We start from the raw sequence: 14,295 nt of genomic DNA on the forward strand, positions 1-14,295 counted from the left end.
ATCGACCAGTGCGTCGCCCAGGGCGTCCCGTTCGCCCGGGAGTACGGCGGCCTGCTGGACAACCGCTCGTTCGGCGGCGTCCAGGTGTCGCGCACGTTCTATGCGCGTGGGCAGACCGGCCAGCAGCTGCTGATCGGCGCCTACCAGGCCCTCGAGCGCCAGGTCGCCGCCGGGACGGTCGAGACCTACACGCGGCACGAGATGCTCGAGCTCATCGTCGTCGACGACAAGGCCCGCGGAATCATCGCCCGCGACATGGTCACCGGTGCCGTCGAGACCCACCTGGCCGACGTCGTGGTGCTGGCCAGCGGCGGCTACGGCAACGTCTTCTACCTCTCGACCAACGCGATGGGCTGCAACGTCACCGCCGCGTGGCGAGCGCACCGCAAGGGCGCCTACATGGCCAACCCCTGCTACACGCAGATCCACCCGACCTGCATCCCGGTCTCGGGCGCACACCAGTCGAAGCTGACACTGATGAGCGAGTCGCTGCGCAACGACGGCCGGATCTGGGTGCCGAAGAACCAGGCCGACTGCGAGAAGGATCCGCGTGACATCCCCGAGGAGGACCGCGACTACTACCTCGAGCGGATCTACCCCTCGTTCGGCAACCTGGTCCCCCGCGACATCGCGTCGCGCGCGGCCAAGAACGTCTGCGACGAGGGCCGCGGGGTCGGCCCGAAGGTCGAGGGCGTGGCCCGGGGTGTCTACCTCGACTTCTCCGCCGCCATCGAGCGACTGGGCAAGGACGGCATCGAGGAGAAGTACGACAACCTCCTCGACATGTACGAGCGGATCACGGGTGAGAACCCCTACGAGGTGCCGATGCGCATCTACCCCGCCGTGCACTACGTCATGGGCGGCGTCTGGGTCGACTACGACCTGATGTCGACCATCCCCGGCCTGTTCGTCACCGGTGAGGCCAACTTCTCCGACCACGGCGCCAACCGCCTCGGCGCCTCGGCGCTGATGCAGGGTCTGGCCGACGGCTACTTCGTGCTGCCGCACACCATCCGCGACTACCTCGCGGACGGTCCGTTCGAGAAGGTCGATGAGTCCCACCCGGCGGTGCTCGAGGCGCGGGCGTCCGTCGAGGAGCGCATCGATCAGTTCCTCAACGCCAACGGCACCCGCAGCGTCGACTCCTACCACCGCGAGCTCGGCAACATCATGTGGGAGTACTGCGGCATGGAGCGGACCGAGGACGGCCTGAAGAAGGCCATCGACCTGATCCGCACCCTCAAGGACGACTTCTGGCGCAACGTCAAGGTGCTCGGCACCAACGAGTCGCTCAACCAGTCGCTCGAGAAGGCTGGCCGCGTTGCCGACTTCATCGAGCTCGGTGAGCTGATGTGCATCGACGCCCTGAACCGCCGCGAGTCCTGCGGTGGCCATTTCCGGGGCGAGTCGCAGACCGAGGACGGCGAGGCGCTGCGCCACGACGACCTCTTCGCCTACGTCGCCGCGTGGGAGTTCGCCGGCGACGGGGAGCCGCCAGTCCTGCACAAGGAAGAACTCACCTACACAGCCATCGAGATGAAGCAGCGGAGCTACAAGTGAGCAGCAACAACAACATGAGCCTGACGCTCAAGATCTGGCGCCAGCCCGACTCCGTCACGGCCGGCTCGATGCACACCTACCAGGTCGACGACGTGTCCCCGGACATGTCGTTCCTGGAGATGCTCGACGTCCTCAACGAGGACCTCAACGCCTCGGGTGAGGACCCGATCGCGTTCGACTCCGACTGTCGCGAGGGCATCTGCGGCACGTGTGGCCTGATGATCAACGGCGACGCCCACGGTCCCGAGGTCACCACCACCTGCCAGCTGCACATGCGCTCGTTCACCGACGGCGAGACGATCACCATCGAGCCGTGGCGTGCCACCGCCTTCCCGGTGATCAAGGACCTCGTCGTCGACCGCAGCGCCTTCGACCGGATCATCCAGCAGGGTGGCTACATCTCGGTCAACACCGGATCGGCCCCCGAGGCCCACTCCGTGCCGGTCCCCCGCGACGACGCGATGCGCGCCTTCAGCGTCGCCACCTGCATCGGCTGCGGTGCCTGCGTCGCGGCCTGCCCCAACGGCTCTGCGTCGCTGTTCATGGGTGCCAAGATCACCCACCTCGGCGAGCTGCCGCAGGGCCAGCCCGAGCGCGACTCGCGCGTGGTCAACATGGTCGGCCAGCACGACCACGAGGGCTTCGGTGGCTGCACCAACATCGGTCAGTGCACCGCCGCGTGTCCCAAGGAGATCCCGCTCGACGTGATCTCGCAGCTGAACAAGGACCTGCGCACCGCGCTGAAGCACGGGCACTGACCCCTCGGCTGGTCAGGGAGTGCGCCGCAGCACCTTCGCCCCCCACGCGGCGAACACGCCACCGAGGACCAGGTTGACCACGATCAACCCCGAGTGGGCGATCCAGTAGCCGGCCGGACGGTCCTCGCCGGAGCTGTGGGCGGCGTACAGGTTCTTGGTGAACATGCTCCAGGTGATGACGTTCCACACGGCGACGCCGAGCAGGAACAGGCCGTGCTTGCGCTGGAGCTGCATGTCACTTCTTCTTTCGTCGGAGTACGGCGACCAGCGCGAGCATCACGCCGGCGCCTGCGGCAAAGGAGCCCGTGGCGATGCCCGTGGCAGGAGCGGGAGTCGGGGCCAGGCGAGCCACCTCGATCTGCGGCCCCTGGACCACCGCGTCGTCGCGCCACTGCTCGCGCTCGCGCTGGGCGCGGGCGGCCTGCGACGTGTAGGCCCACGAGGCGGCCAGGACCACGACCCGGGAGAAGTAGTTCATCCAGACGACGAGGATCAGGGCGATCCCGAACGCCTGGGCCGCGGGCTGGTCCTTGGTGCCGGCCAGGAGGTAGGTCGAGAGCTGCTTGAGCAGCTCGAAGCCGACAGCACCCAGCAGCGCCCCGGACCACAGCGACCCACTCGGCACGTCGGGAGCCGCCAGCAGCCGGAAGAACGCGAAGAACAGCACGGCGTTGGCGGCGAGCCCGAGGGCGAGGCCGATCACCCAGACCACGGGCGTCGCGCCGGCGCCGAGGCCGAGGAAGTCGAGGATCGGGGTCGCGAGCTTGGTGGCCACCCCGGAGATCGCCACGCTGCCGATCAGCACCGACCCCAGGGCGAGAAGGGCGAGGATGTCGCGGAGCTTGCCGAGGAAGAAGTTCGGCCGCTCCTTCTCCGGCTCCTCGAACACCGCGATGAGGGCCGCGCGCATGCCGGAGAGCCAGCCGAGGCCGGAGTAGAGGGCGAGCACGAGCCCCACACTCAAGATGCCGGGTGCGTTCTCCTGGAAGGTCGACAGCTGGAGGCCGTCCTTGCCGCCGACGATCGAGGGGAGGACGTCGTTGATCGCGGTGATGAGGTCCTTGTCGGCGTTGGGGTAGGCCCGGGACACGAAGCCGACGACCGCGAAGGACAACGCCAGGATCGGGAAGAACGACAAGAACGCGAAGTAGGTGACCGCCGCGGCCAGGGCGCTGCCGTTCACGTTGCCGTAGTGCCCGACCATCCGGACGAAGTGGTCGAGCAGCGGCGAGCGCTCCCGTGCGTCCTGCAGGCGCTGCTTGACAGTGTCGATCAACGACATGGTGGGGCTCCCGAGATCAGACGGTGGTGGTCCGGAGCGCGAACTCGCGGGTGGGCTGCCAGCCGGCACCGTCGTCGTGGACGTAGAGCGCGAAGTGCTCCGTCGTGAAGTCGCACTCGAAGTCCGCGAGCTCGGCGAACGCCCGGTCGAGCTGGACGTCGTCGAGGTGGTGGGCGATGGTGACGTGCGGGTGGTAGGGGAAGCCGAGCTCGACGGCGAGCGGCCCGCGGCGTACGCACTGGGCCAACAGCTCGCACTGGGAGATCCCCTCGACCACCGAGACGAAGACGACGGGTGAGACCGGGCGGAAGGTGCCGGTGCCGCGCAGGTGGATCCGGAAGGCGTCCACCGTGCCGGCCACGGCCGTCAGGTGCTCCTCCACGGCCGACAGCTCGGGGGCCGCGACCTCGATCGGCGGGATCAAGGTGATGTGCGTGGGGATCTGCGTGGCTGTGAGGTCGCCGACGGAGGTCCGGTAGTCCTGGAGCTCCGTGGCCCAGGGCTCCGGAATCGCTACGGCAACTCCGATGGTCGGCACGCCGCGACCCTACCCAACTGGGTCGCGGCCCCGAGCAGGCGGTTTGTAGGATCGCTCCTCGTGAGCGACTCCTATCAGGCAGCCCGGGCGCGCAGCGCCGCGATCGAGAAGCGACTGGAGGAGAATCCCGCGAGCTTGCGGATGCTGACGGGTGACCGGCCGACCGGCGCCCTGCACATCGGTCACTACTTCGGCTCGATCAAGAACCGCGTCAAGCTCCAGCAGAGCGGGGCCGAGATCTGGCAGCTCATCGCCGACTACCAGGTCATCACCGACCGGGAGATGCTCGGCGACATCCGGGGCAGTGTGCGCAACCTCGTGATCGACAACATCTCGGCCGGCCTCGACCCCGACAACGCCACGATGTTCACCCACTCGGCCGTGCCCGCGCTCAACCAGCTGATGCTGCCGTTCCTCAGCCTGGTCAGCGTGGCTGAGCTGCAGCGCAACCCCACCGTCAAGGACGAGGCGAAGACCGCCGGCATCACCAGCATCGGCGGCCTGTTGCTCACCTACCCCGTCCACCAGGCCGCCGACATCCTCTTCTGCAAGGCCAACGTCGTGCCGGTCGGTCGCGACCAGCTGCCGCACCTGGAGCAGACGCGCGTCGTCGCGCGCCGCTTCAACGAGAGGTACGGCGCCACCTTCCCCGAGCCCGATGCGCTGTTGTCCGAGGCGACCCTGATCCTCGGCCTCGACGGCACCAAGATGAGCAAGTCCAAGGGCAACGTCATCGAGCTGCGGATGACGGCCGACGAGACTCGAACGGTGCTCAAGGGTGCCAAGACCGACAGCGACCGGGTGATCACCTACGACCCGGACGCCCGCCCCGAGGTCGCCAACCTGCTCCTGCTCGTCTCCCTGTGCGAGGGCGTGCCGCCCGAGCAGATCGCCGAGGAGATCGGCGACGGTGGCGGCGGTGCCCTGAAGAAGCGCCTGACCGACGCCATCAACACCGAGCTCGCGCCGTTGCGCGCCCGCCGGCTGGAGCTCGAGCACGATGCGGCGTACGTCGCCGACATCCTGCGCGCCGGCAACGCGCGCGCCAACGAGGTCGCCGAGGCGACGCTCGCCGAGGTGCGCGAGCGGATGGGCATGGTCTACACCTGAGCGAGACGGACCGACCTACGGTTTCGTAACCAGCGCAACCGTAGGTCTGGCGCATTAGTTAACCCGCCAGTAACATCCGACCGCCGGGACGCCCGGTGAGAGGCAGTTGCTTGGGAGGGCACCGACCCATGACACGCGCACGCACCCTTGTCGCATCGCTCGCGACGATCGCTGCATCAGCCATCGTCTTCGTGGCAGCACCAGCGCAAGCCGTCGTCGACGAACCGCCACGACCGGCGTTCTACGAGGCACCCGCGACCCTGCCCGCGGCCAACGGCACCGTGATCCGAAGCGAGACGCTGAGCTTCCTGCTCGACCCCGCCAACGCCACCAGCCTGGTCACCAACGCCAAGCGCGTGCTCTACAAGACCACCAACCGGAGCGGCAAGGCGATCGCGGTCTCCGGCGTCGTGCTCGTGCCCAGGACCGCCTGGGTCGGGATCGGCAGCCGCCCGGTCATCGGCTTCGCGGCCGGCACGCAGGGCATGGGCGATCGGTGCGCGCCGTCGCGCCAGTACAGCGAGGGCTTCGAGTACGAAGGCTTCGCCATCCAGGGGCTGCTCACGCGGGGCTACGCCGTCGCGGTGACCGACTACGAGGGTCTCGGCACCGCCGGCATCCACACCTACATGGACCGCGTCTCGCAGGGTCGTGCCGTGCTCGACGTCATCCGTGCCGCCCAGCGCATCCCGGGCACCGGCCTCTCGTCCACCAGCCCCGTGGGCATCGAGGGCTACTCGCAGGGGGGCGGCGCGGCCGCCTCCGCCGGCGAGCTCGCCTCGACGTACGCCCCCGAGCTCAAGCTCAAGGGCGTCGCGGTCGGTGCCGTCCCCGCCGACCTGAAGCAGGTGGCCGCCACCCTCGACGGGGGCCTCTACTCCGCGTTCGCGTTCTTCGCGCTGCGCGGGATCTCCGCCAGCTACGGCGTCGACTTGGTGCCCTACCTCAACGCCAAGGGCGTCGAGACCATGACCACGGTCGAGCAGGACTGCGTCTTCGACCTCTTCGGTCACTCCTTCGTGAAGTCCTCGACGCTGAGCTACAACGGCAAGCCGATGTCGGACCTGATCGCGCTGCCACAGTTCGGCGCCATGATCGCCGACCAGAAGATCGGCAACATCAAGCCGACGGTGCCGGTGTTCGTCAGTCACTCGGCGCTCGACGACGTGATCCCCTATGCCGTGGGCAGGGCGATGGCGAAGTCCTGGTGCAACAAGGGTGCCAACGTGCGGATGTCGACCAACGTGCTCCCCACGCACGTCGGCGGCTACGTGCCGTTCGTCGCGGAGGCGTCGCTGTTCTTCGAGGGCCGGTTCGCCGGTCTGCCGCAGCTGAGCAACTGCTGGCTCATCTGACCGGCTGATCGACGGCGTGGCCCGGGCCGCTCACGCGGTCCAGGCCACGCTCTCGATCACGTGGTCTGCCCACTGGTTGATGCCGGTCAGCTCGCGGCGGCGTGCCATCAGCTCCACGAGCTCGTGCGTTCGCCGATCGCGCAGCGCGCGACGTCGTGCGAGCTCGGCTTCAGGAGGCTGGGAGGTCGGCTTCTCGTTCATGACCGAAGCCTGGTCGAGACGTGCTAACGAACGGTTGACCCCGTGTTACACGTGGGTTCCAGCTTCGACGTTTTCGGTTGTCACTGCGTTACGTCGAAGCACCATCGCGGAAAGCACCAGCACGGCGAAGCCGGCGGCACTGAGCCCGACGCCGACCAGCGCGGGGGCGCGGTAGCCCCAGCCGGCGGCGATCACGAGGCCACCGAGCCAGGCGCCCAGGGCGTTGGCGACGTTGAGCGAGGCGTGGTTGAGCGCCGCCCCGAGGGTCTGGGCGTCACCGGCCACGTCCATCAGGCGCAGCTGCAGGTTGACCACGAGCACCGAGCCGAGTGCGGTGATCAGGAAGACCACAGGCAGCGCCAGCCAGCCGCCGGGAGCGGTCAACCAGAAGAGCATCAGGGTGGCACCCATGCCCGCGGCGCCGATCAGCAGCGACCGGAAGATCGACCAGTCGGCCATCACCCCGGCGAGATAGGTGCCGGCCACCATGCCGAGGCCGAACGACATCAGGAAGACCGGCACGGCCGACTCCCCCAGACCGCCGATGCCGGTGACGGTCGGCGCGATGTAGGTGTAGACCGCGAACATGCCGCCGAAGCCGATGGCACCGGCCAGCAGGGTCAGCCACACCTGCGGCTTCGTGAAGGCAGTGAGCTCGCGACGACCGCTCGCCTCGGCGTCCCCGGGGCAGCTGGGCACGAACGCCAGCACGAGCGCGAGGGTGACGACACCGAGGGCGGTGACGCCCCAGAAGGCGGTGCGCCAGCCGAGGTGCTGTCCGAGCCACGTCGCGGCCGGTACGCCGACCACGTTGGCCACGCTCAGGCCGAGCATGACCGCCGCGACGGCGCGGCCCTTGCGTGCCGGGCTGGCCATGCTGGCGGCCAGCAGTGACGCGACCCCGAAGTAGGCACCGTGAGGAAGGCCGGCGGCGAAGCGAGCGAGCACGAGTGCGCCGTACGACGTCGCGAGGGCGCTGGCGGCGTTGCCGACGGCGAAGGCGACCATCAGCGCCACGAGCAGGGCACGACGAGGCAGTCGGGCACCGAGGAAGGCCAGGACGGGGGCGCCGACGACGACACCCAGGGCATAGGCCGAGATGAGGTGACCGCCGGTGGGGATCGAGACCTCGACGCCGCGGGCGATCTGCGGCAGCAGGCCCATCGTCACGAACTCCGTGGTGCCGATCGCGAAGCCGCCCATCGCCAGCGCCAGGATCGCGAGCCCGTAGTGGCGGGCGCGGACCACCGGCGTGTGGTCGATCTCTGCGGCATCGGAAGTCGTCGTCATGGGCACTTCATTCTCCAAGGCCCGCAGCCCCCGGCCAATTCCCCGGGCGTGATTCGTAGGGTGACGTGATGGACTCCACGACCCGTCCCTCAGGCACCCGCCCTACTTCTACCCGGGTCAGCAGATCGTGTGGCGGTATGGCGCCATCACGGCACCGCACTTCGCGCTCACCCTCACGGTGGTCCGCGACGATGCGGACGCGCTCGTGGCGTGGCTGCCAGCGGGCACGCCCGGTCTCGTGGTCGAACGCGCGGACGGTCTGGCACTGAGAGCCCCTGAAGCACTCGACACGGCGTTCACCGCCGAGCGGGTGCAGGGTCAGAGCCCGTGGACGGAATACGACGTGCTGCGGGTCGCGCTCACGGCGCAGCCCTGGTCCATGTGGGTGTTCTTCACACGGGAGGGGGAACACGTGGGCTGGTACGTCGACCTCGAGGACGCGCATCGGCGCGACGCCGACACGATCTACTCGAATGACCGCGTGCTCGATCTGTGGGTGGAGCCTGACCGCGCGCGCGAGCGCAAGGACGAGGACGAACTCGAGCTTGCCGTCGTACAGGGTCGCTACAGCCGCGCTCAGGCCGACGCCTTCCTGGCCGACGCAGCCCGGATCGAGGAGGTCATTGACGCCTGGGGATCTCCGTTCGCGGACGGCTGGGAGACGTTTAGCCCCGACCCGGCATGGACCATTGCGTCGGAGCCGCCACCTGCGGTTGTCCACGGCTGACAGATTCCCGGTCAGCGCCTTCAGTCGTCAGGAATTGAACCGCGGGCCGCGCGCTACCGAACAGTCGGGTTGGCTCCGAGCGTATTTTCCAACCGTACGGTTCGGTAGCGTCGATCGGCTCGAGCATCTCCTCGAGGCCGCCGCCCCAGGTACGGGCTTCGAGACGACGACCGTGAGCAACGCCGGCGGCTTCACTCCCAGGTCACAGCGAGGCGAGCGCCTCGTTGAAGGTGGCGCTGGGACGCATCACCGCGTTGGCGAGCGCGTCGTCCGGCTCGTAGTAGCCGCCGATGTCCGCGGGCGAACCCTGGACAGCTAGGAGCTCCTCGACGATCTTCGTCTCGTTCTCGCGCAGAGTGCCGGCCAGGGCTGCGAACGCCGTCGCCAGCTCGGTGTCGTCGGTCTGGCCGGCGAGCTCCTCGGCCCAGTAGAGGCCGAGGTAGAAGTGCGAGCCGCGGTTGTCGATGGTGCCGAGCCTGCGTCCGGGAGAGCGGTCCTCGTTGAGGAACGTCTCGGTCGCGCGGTCCAGGGTGTCGCTGAGGATCTTGGCGCGCGGGTTGTTGTCGTAGGCCGCCAGGTGCTCGAGCGACGCGGCCAGCGCGAAGAACTCGCCGAGACTGTCCCAGCGCAGGTAGTTCTCCTTGACGAGCTGCTGGACATGCTTGGGCGCCGAGCCCCCGGCGCCGGTCTCGAACAGGCCCCCGCCGTTCATCAGCGGGACGATCGAGAGCATCTTGGCGCTCGTGCCCAGCTCCAGGATCGGGAACAGGTCGGTGTTGTAGTCACGCAGCACGTTGCCGGTCACCGAGATGGTGTCCTCACCCCGACGGATCCGCTCGACCGAGGTCGCGCAGGCGTCCGCCGGTGCGGCGATGGTGATGTCCAGCCCGGACGTGTCGTGCTGGGGCAGGTAGGCCCGGACCTTCTGGATCAGGTTGGCGTCGTGGGCGCGGGTCTCGTCGAGCCAGAAGATGGCCGGCGAGCCGGTGGCCCGGGCCCGGGAGACGGCCAGCTTGACCCAGTCCTGGATCGGCGCGTCCTTGGTCTGGCAGGCGCGCCAGATGTCGCCCCGCTCGACGTTGTGGCTGAGCAGCTCGTCACCGTTGGCGCCGACGAACGCGATCGTCCCGTCGGCCGGCACCTCGAAGGTCTTGTCGTGCGAGCCGTACTCCTCGGCCGCCTTGGCCATCAGGCCGACGTTGGACACCGAGCCCATGGTGGAGGGGTCGAAGGCGCCATGGGCACGGCAGTCGTCGATCACGGTCTGGAAGACGCCGGCGTAGGAGGAGTCCGGGATGACCGCGAGGGTGTCGGCCTCCTGGCCGTCCGGTCCCCACATGTGTCCGCTGGTGCGGATCATCGCGGGCATGCTCGCGTCGACGATGACGTCGGAGGGCACGTGCAGGTTGGTGATGCCCTTGTCGGAGTCGACCATGGCCAGCGCGGGACCGTCGGCCAGCTCGGCCTCGAAGGACGCCTTGATCTCGTCGGCCTGGTCCAGCGCCCCGATGCCGCCGAGGATGCCGGCGAGTCCGTCGTTGGGGCTCAGGCCGGCGGCGGCCAGCGCGTCGCCGTACGCGGCGAAGGTCCTGGGGAAGAACGCACGCACGACGTGGCCGAAGATGATCGGGTCGGAGACCTTCATCATCGTGGCCTTGAGGTGCACCGAGAAGAGCACGTCGTCGGCCTTGGCGCGCTCGATCTGCGCCTTGAGGAACTCGTTGAGCGCATCGACGCGCAGGACGGTGGCGTCGATGACCTCACCGGGGAGCACCGCGAGGTCGTCCTTGAGCACCGTGACAGTGCCGTCGGCGGCAGTGTGCTCGATCCGCAGCGTGTCCGCAGCGGCGAGCACGACGGACAACTCGTTGTGGCGGAAGTCGTCGGCGTCCATGGTCGCGACGTTGGTGCGCGAGTCGGCGCTCCAGGCACCCATCGAGTGCGGGTGCGAGCGCGCGTAGTTCTTCACGGCGGCGGGCGCTCGACGGTCCGAGTTGCCCTCACGCAGGACCGGGTTGACCGCCGAGCCCTTGACCTTGTCGTACTTGGAGCGGGTGGCCTTCTCCTCGTCCGTCTGCGGGTCCTCGGGGTAGTCCGGGAGGTCGTAGCCCTTGTCCTGCAGCTCCTTGACCGCGGCCTTGAGCTGCGGGAGGGAGGCGGACACGTTGGGCAGCTTGATGATGTTGGCCTCGGGCTTGGTGGCCAGCTCGCCGAGCTCGGCGAGCGCGTCGTCGAGGCGCTGGTCCTCGGTCAGCCGCTCGGGGAACTGGCTGATGATCCGCGCCGCGACCGAGATGTCGCGGGTCTCGACCTCGACGCCGGCGGTCCTGGCGTAGGCCGCGACGATCGGCAGGAACGAGTACGTCGCCAGCATGGGTGCTTCATCGGTGTGGGTGTAGATGATCTTGGCCATGAGTACGAGGCGCTCCTAGGGACGAGACGTGGGTCGACGCGTGAAACTAACTTGACATCAAGATACCTGACCGTGCGTCCGCCCAGCCTCGCACCCGCACTGCTTGCCTCGCTAGAGTGCCCGTGGTCCACGGGGGTGGGCGCTCGACTTCTCAGGAAGGCTGCCGGCGATGACAGACCACCGCACGTCGTACGACGACACACCGACCACCGGTCACAAGTTCGCGGCCGAGGTGCTGGGCACCTTCGTGCTGGTGTTCTTCGGCGTCGGCGCCGCCCTCATGAGCGGGGGGGACTACATCACCACCGGCCTCACCTTCGGCCTGACCGTGGTGGTGATGGCCTATGCCGTCGGTCGCATCTCCGGAGGACACTTCAACCCGGCCGTCACCCTGGGCGCCGTCCTCGGTGGCCGGCTGCCGTGGAGCTCCGTGCCGGTCTACGTCGGCGCCCAGCTCGTCGGCGCCCTGATGGCCGGCGCCGCGCTCTTCGGCCTCATGCACGGCTTCGACGGCTACAGCGCCGAGGGCGGGATCGGGGCCAACTCCTTCGGCTCCGCGGGCTCCGGCTACGCCATGTGGGCGGCCTTCGCCCTCGAGGCGTTGCTGACCCTCGTGTTCCTCTACGTCATTCTCGCCGTCACCGACGAACGCAACGAGTTCCAGGCGCTGATGGGCCCGCTCGCCATCGGCTTCGCGCTGGCGATGATCCACTTCGCCTCCATGGGCGCGACCGGCACGTCGGTCAACCCGGCCCGATCGATCGGCGTCGGCGTCTTCGGCGGCACCGACGCGATCCTCCAGCTGTGGCTGTTCATCGTGGCGCCGCTCGTCGGTGCCGCCATCGCCGGCCTGACCTACCCGCTGATCTTCGGTCACGGCTCCGAGCCGGTCGCCGGTTCGGGGCTCAGCTTCGGAGGTGGTCGCCAGCCGCAGGCGTACGCGCCGCCGACCACGTACGAACAGCAGTGGAACCAGGGTCAGCCGCAGCAACCGTGGCAGGCGGCGCCCCCCGCGCCGCCGCAGCAGCAGCAGTGGAGCCGGCCCGCGCCCGACCCCTACGCACGGCCTGTCCAGCCGCAGCCGCCCGCGCAGCAGTGGAGCCAGCCGGCGCCCGACCCGTACGCGCCGCCGGCCCAGCAGCCTCCCCAGGAGTGGGGCAGGCCGACCGAGGACGACGGCGAGGACGGCCGCACCCAGGTGCGGCGCCCCGACTAACGCAGCTGCGAGCTCACCAGCGTGACGGTCTCGGTCTCGCCCTCCTCGACGACGAGGCCGAGACCTTCCGCGTAGAACGCGTGTTCCTCCACGCCCGGCTCCAGGGGCGTGGTGTCGAGCGTCTCGACGAGGTGGGTCCACTCCCCTCGGGTCGCCTCGAGGCTCACCACCTCGGCCACGTCCTCGGCCACGCCCTCGCGGAACTCGCGCCGGTAGCCGTCGCCGACGCGCGGGCGGGCCGCCATCGCCAGGCCCGCCCTGGCACCGTCGAGGCCCGCCTCCCAGGAACCCTCGGTGCTCGGCCGTCCCTGGTCGAACGAGGTGGTGTCCTCGCCGAAGGACCAGACGTTTCCCCGGGCGTCCTGGGCGTACCACTCGAAGGTGTCCTCGATGACGGCACCCGAGACGTCCCGGACGACGTCGTGGACCACGGTCGTGCTCACGCCGGCCACCTCGCGGGTGTCGTCGGCGACGCTCACCTCGATCGTCGCGATCACCTCACCGGCCTCGGCCACCTCGTAGCGCCAGACGCTGCCCGGCGCCAAGGGCAGCCACGGGTTGTCGATCGCGCGAACGAAGTCGGCCGGGTCGGGCGTCGCCGTCGGGATCTCGAGCCCGTCGACCCCCGCCGGGTCGAGCGAGCGCGGCACCCCGACGGCGCACCCGGTGGTGGCCGGGCCGAGCGCGACCAGCGAGATGACCGCCATCCGGACCAGACCGCGGCGGAGGGGGGCTGAGCTCGGCATGGGAGCAGAATGCCAGCCAGCCCTCCCGGTCCGGACACCGAGCGGCGCTGCTAGCGTCGCTGGCGGATCAACCACCACCCAACTTCGCCTACAGGAGTCTCCGTGAGCACCACTCCCTTGAAGGTCGCCGTCACCGGCGCGGCCGGTCAGATCGGCTACAGCCTGCTCTTCCGTCTCGCCAGCGGCTCGCTGCTCGGCGAGCGTCCCATCGAGCTGCGGCTGCTGGAGATCGAGCCCGCGCTCAAGACCCTCGAGGGCGTCGTCATGGAGCTCGACGACTGCGCCTTCCCGCATCTCGCCGGGGTCGAGATCGGCCATGACCCCGAGCAGATCTTCGACGGCGTCAACCTCGCGCTCCTCGTCGGCGCCCGCCCCCGCGGCCCCGGCATGGAGCGCGGCGACCTGCTCTCCGCCAACGGCGCGATCTTCACCGCGCAGGGCAAGGCCCTCATCGCCGTGGCCGCCGCTGACGTCCGGGTGGGCGTCACCGGCAACCCGGCCAACACCAACGCCCTCATCGCCTCGAAGAACGCCCCGGACATCCCGGCCGAGCGCTTCTCCGCGCTGACGCGGCTCGACCACAACCGCGCGATCTCCCAGCTCGCGGCCAAGACCGGCGCCAAGGTCACCGACATCAAGAAGATGACGATCTGGGGCAACCACTCGGCGACCCAGTACCCCGACCTCTTCCACGCCGAGGTCAACGGCGTCAACGCCGCCGAGGCCGTGGGCGACCAGGACTGGCTGGAGAACACCTTCATCCCGACCGTCGCCAAGCGCGGCGCCGCGATCATCGAGGCGCGTGGCTCCTCCAGCGCCGCCTCGGCCGCGTCGGCCACCGTCGACGCCGCCCGCGACTGGCTGCTCGGCTCCGCGGCCGGCGACTGGGTCTCGATGGCCGTCGTCTCCGACGGCTCCTACGGAGTGCCCGAAGGCCTGATCTCGTCGTTCCCGGTGACCACCAGGGACGGGGACTGGGAGATCGTCCAGGGCCTCGAGATCGACGACTTCTCGCGTGCGCGCATCGATGCCTCGACCGCCGAGCTGGCCGAGGAGAGGGACGCCGTCACCGAGCTCGGCCTGATCTGATCCACCTGCA

General features: G+C 69.2%; 14 protein-coding genes. 7 read left to right on the forward strand and 7 right to left on the reverse strand.

Annotation, left to right across the window (positions count from 1 at the left end):
• Together RMO85_RS01520 and RMO85_RS01525 are read left to right on the forward strand one after the other, a co-directional pair.
• The coding region (locus RMO85_RS01520; RefSeq protein ID WP_310526017.1) for a fumarate reductase/succinate dehydrogenase flavoprotein subunit at nucleotides 1-1,560 on the forward strand (1,560 nt) is incomplete at its 5' end.
• Between the two features lie 14 nt (nucleotides 1,561-1,574).
• Entirely contained in the window at nucleotides 1,575-2,318 is a 744-nt protein-coding gene (locus RMO85_RS01525; RefSeq protein ID WP_310526041.1) for a succinate dehydrogenase/fumarate reductase iron-sulfur subunit, read from the forward strand.
• Nucleotides 2,319-2,330: 12 nt separating this feature from the next.
• Here RMO85_RS01525 and RMO85_RS01530 read toward each other — a convergent pair whose 3' ends face one another.
• From RMO85_RS01530 to RMO85_RS01540, 3 genes are read right to left on the reverse strand one after another with little or no spacing between them, the layout of a single operon-like run.
• Complete coding sequence (locus RMO85_RS01530; protein ID WP_310526019.1) at nucleotides 2,331-2,552, reverse strand: SCO4848 family membrane protein; 222 nt, start codon at nucleotides 2,550-2,552, stop codon at nucleotides 2,331-2,333.
• 1 nt (nucleotide 2,553) lies between these two features.
• Nucleotides 2,554-3,600, reverse strand: a complete 1,047-nt coding sequence (locus tag RMO85_RS01535; RefSeq protein WP_310526020.1) for a YhjD/YihY/BrkB family envelope integrity protein — start codon at nucleotides 3,598-3,600, stop codon at nucleotides 2,554-2,556.
• Between the two features lie 16 nt (nucleotides 3,601-3,616).
• The gene (locus tag RMO85_RS01540; RefSeq protein ID WP_310526022.1) at nucleotides 3,617-4,138 is read right to left on the reverse strand and encodes a 2'-5' RNA ligase family protein; all 522 of its coding nucleotides are present in this window, start codon (nucleotides 4,136-4,138) and stop codon (nucleotides 3,617-3,619) included.
• Nucleotides 4,139-4,198: 60 nt separating this feature from the next.
• Here RMO85_RS01540 and trpS point away from each other — a divergent pair, with 60 nt between their 5' ends.
• On the forward strand, nucleotides 4,199-5,248 hold the full coding sequence (gene trpS, locus RMO85_RS01545; protein ID WP_310526024.1) for a tryptophan--tRNA ligase: 1,050 nt from the start codon (nucleotides 4,199-4,201) through the stop codon (nucleotides 5,246-5,248).
• Nucleotides 5,249-5,376: 128 nt separating this feature from the next.
• Entirely contained in the window at nucleotides 5,377-6,603 is a 1,227-nt protein-coding gene (locus RMO85_RS01550; protein WP_310526026.1) for a lipase family protein, read from the forward strand.
• A gap of 30 nt (nucleotides 6,604-6,633) precedes the next feature.
• Here the strand turns inward: RMO85_RS01550 and RMO85_RS01555 are convergent, their stop codons facing one another.
• Together RMO85_RS01555 and RMO85_RS01560 are read right to left on the reverse strand one after the other, a co-directional pair.
• On the reverse strand, nucleotides 6,634-6,804 hold the full coding sequence (locus tag RMO85_RS01555; RefSeq protein ID WP_310526029.1) for a hypothetical protein: 171 nt from the start codon (nucleotides 6,802-6,804) through the stop codon (nucleotides 6,634-6,636).
• A 45-nt stretch (nucleotides 6,805-6,849) separates the two neighbouring features.
• Nucleotides 6,850-8,094: an MFS transporter gene (locus RMO85_RS01560; RefSeq protein ID WP_310526031.1), complete on the reverse strand. Its 1,245-nt coding sequence runs from the start codon at nucleotides 8,092-8,094 to the stop codon at nucleotides 6,850-6,852.
• A 238-nt stretch (nucleotides 8,095-8,332) separates the two neighbouring features.
• Here RMO85_RS01560 and RMO85_RS01565 point away from each other — a divergent pair, with 238 nt between their 5' ends.
• Nucleotides 8,333-8,821, forward strand: coding sequence for a DUF402 domain-containing protein (locus tag RMO85_RS01565; RefSeq protein ID WP_310526033.1), 489 nt, complete (start codon nucleotides 8,333-8,335; stop codon nucleotides 8,819-8,821).
• A gap of 202 nt (nucleotides 8,822-9,023) precedes the next feature.
• Here RMO85_RS01565 and RMO85_RS01570 read toward each other — a convergent pair whose 3' ends face one another.
• Nucleotides 9,024-11,234 carry an NADP-dependent isocitrate dehydrogenase gene (locus RMO85_RS01570; protein WP_310526036.1) on the reverse strand — a complete coding sequence of 737 codons (2,211 nt, stop codon included), beginning with the start codon at nucleotides 11,232-11,234 and terminating at the stop codon, nucleotides 9,024-9,026.
• A gap of 169 nt (nucleotides 11,235-11,403) precedes the next feature.
• Between RMO85_RS01570 and RMO85_RS01575 the strand changes: the two genes are divergently transcribed.
• Nucleotides 11,404-12,450, forward strand: coding sequence for an aquaporin (locus RMO85_RS01575; RefSeq protein WP_310526038.1), 1,047 nt, complete (start codon nucleotides 11,404-11,406; stop codon nucleotides 12,448-12,450).
• Here RMO85_RS01575 and RMO85_RS01580 read toward each other — a convergent pair.
• Complete coding sequence (locus tag RMO85_RS01580) at nucleotides 12,447-13,196, reverse strand: hypothetical protein (RefSeq protein WP_310526039.1); 750 nt, start codon at nucleotides 13,194-13,196, stop codon at nucleotides 12,447-12,449. The genes RMO85_RS01575 and RMO85_RS01580 overlap by 4 nt on opposite strands.
• A gap of 102 nt (nucleotides 13,197-13,298) precedes the next feature.
• Between RMO85_RS01580 and RMO85_RS01585 the strand changes: the two genes are divergently transcribed.
• Nucleotides 13,299-14,285, forward strand: a complete 987-nt coding sequence (locus RMO85_RS01585) for a malate dehydrogenase (protein ID WP_310526040.1) — start codon at nucleotides 13,299-13,301, stop codon at nucleotides 14,283-14,285.
• Nucleotides 14,286-14,295 lie beyond the last annotated feature (10 nt).

This window comes from Nocardioides sp. (assembly GCF_031422975.1).
Classification (GTDB): Bacteria; Actinomycetota; Actinomycetes; order Propionibacteriales; family Nocardioidaceae; genus Nocardioides.

Bases quoted from the DNA above. Each gene is read 5' to 3' on its own strand.
- RMO85_RS01550 (WP_310526026.1), top strand. From the start codon at position 5,377: ATGACACGCGCACGCACCCTTGTCGCATCGCTCGCGACGATCGCTGCA.
- RMO85_RS01580 (WP_310526039.1), bottom strand. From the start codon at position 13,196: ATGCCGAGCTCAGCCCCCCTCCGCCGCGGTCTGGTCCGGATGGCGGTC.
- RMO85_RS01535 (WP_310526020.1), bottom strand. From the start codon at position 3,600: ATGTCGTTGATCGACACTGTCAAGCAGCGCCTGCAGGACGCACGGGAG.
- RMO85_RS01525 (WP_310526041.1), top strand. From the start codon at position 1,575: ATGAGCCTGACGCTCAAGATCTGGCGCCAGCCCGACTCCGTCACGGCC.
- RMO85_RS01575 (WP_310526038.1), top strand. From the start codon at position 11,404: ATGACAGACCACCGCACGTCGTACGACGACACACCGACCACCGGTCAC.
- RMO85_RS01560 (WP_310526031.1), bottom strand. From the start codon at position 8,094: ATGACGACGACTTCCGATGCCGCAGAGATCGACCACACGCCGGTGGTC.
- RMO85_RS01555 (WP_310526029.1), bottom strand. From the start codon at position 6,804: ATGAACGAGAAGCCGACCTCCCAGCCTCCTGAAGCCGAGCTCGCACGA.
- RMO85_RS01530 (WP_310526019.1), bottom strand. From the start codon at position 2,552: ATGCAGCTCCAGCGCAAGCACGGCCTGTTCCTGCTCGGCGTCGCCGTG.
- RMO85_RS01570 (WP_310526036.1), bottom strand. From the start codon at position 11,234: ATGGCCAAGATCATCTACACCCACACCGATGAAGCACCCATGCTGGCG.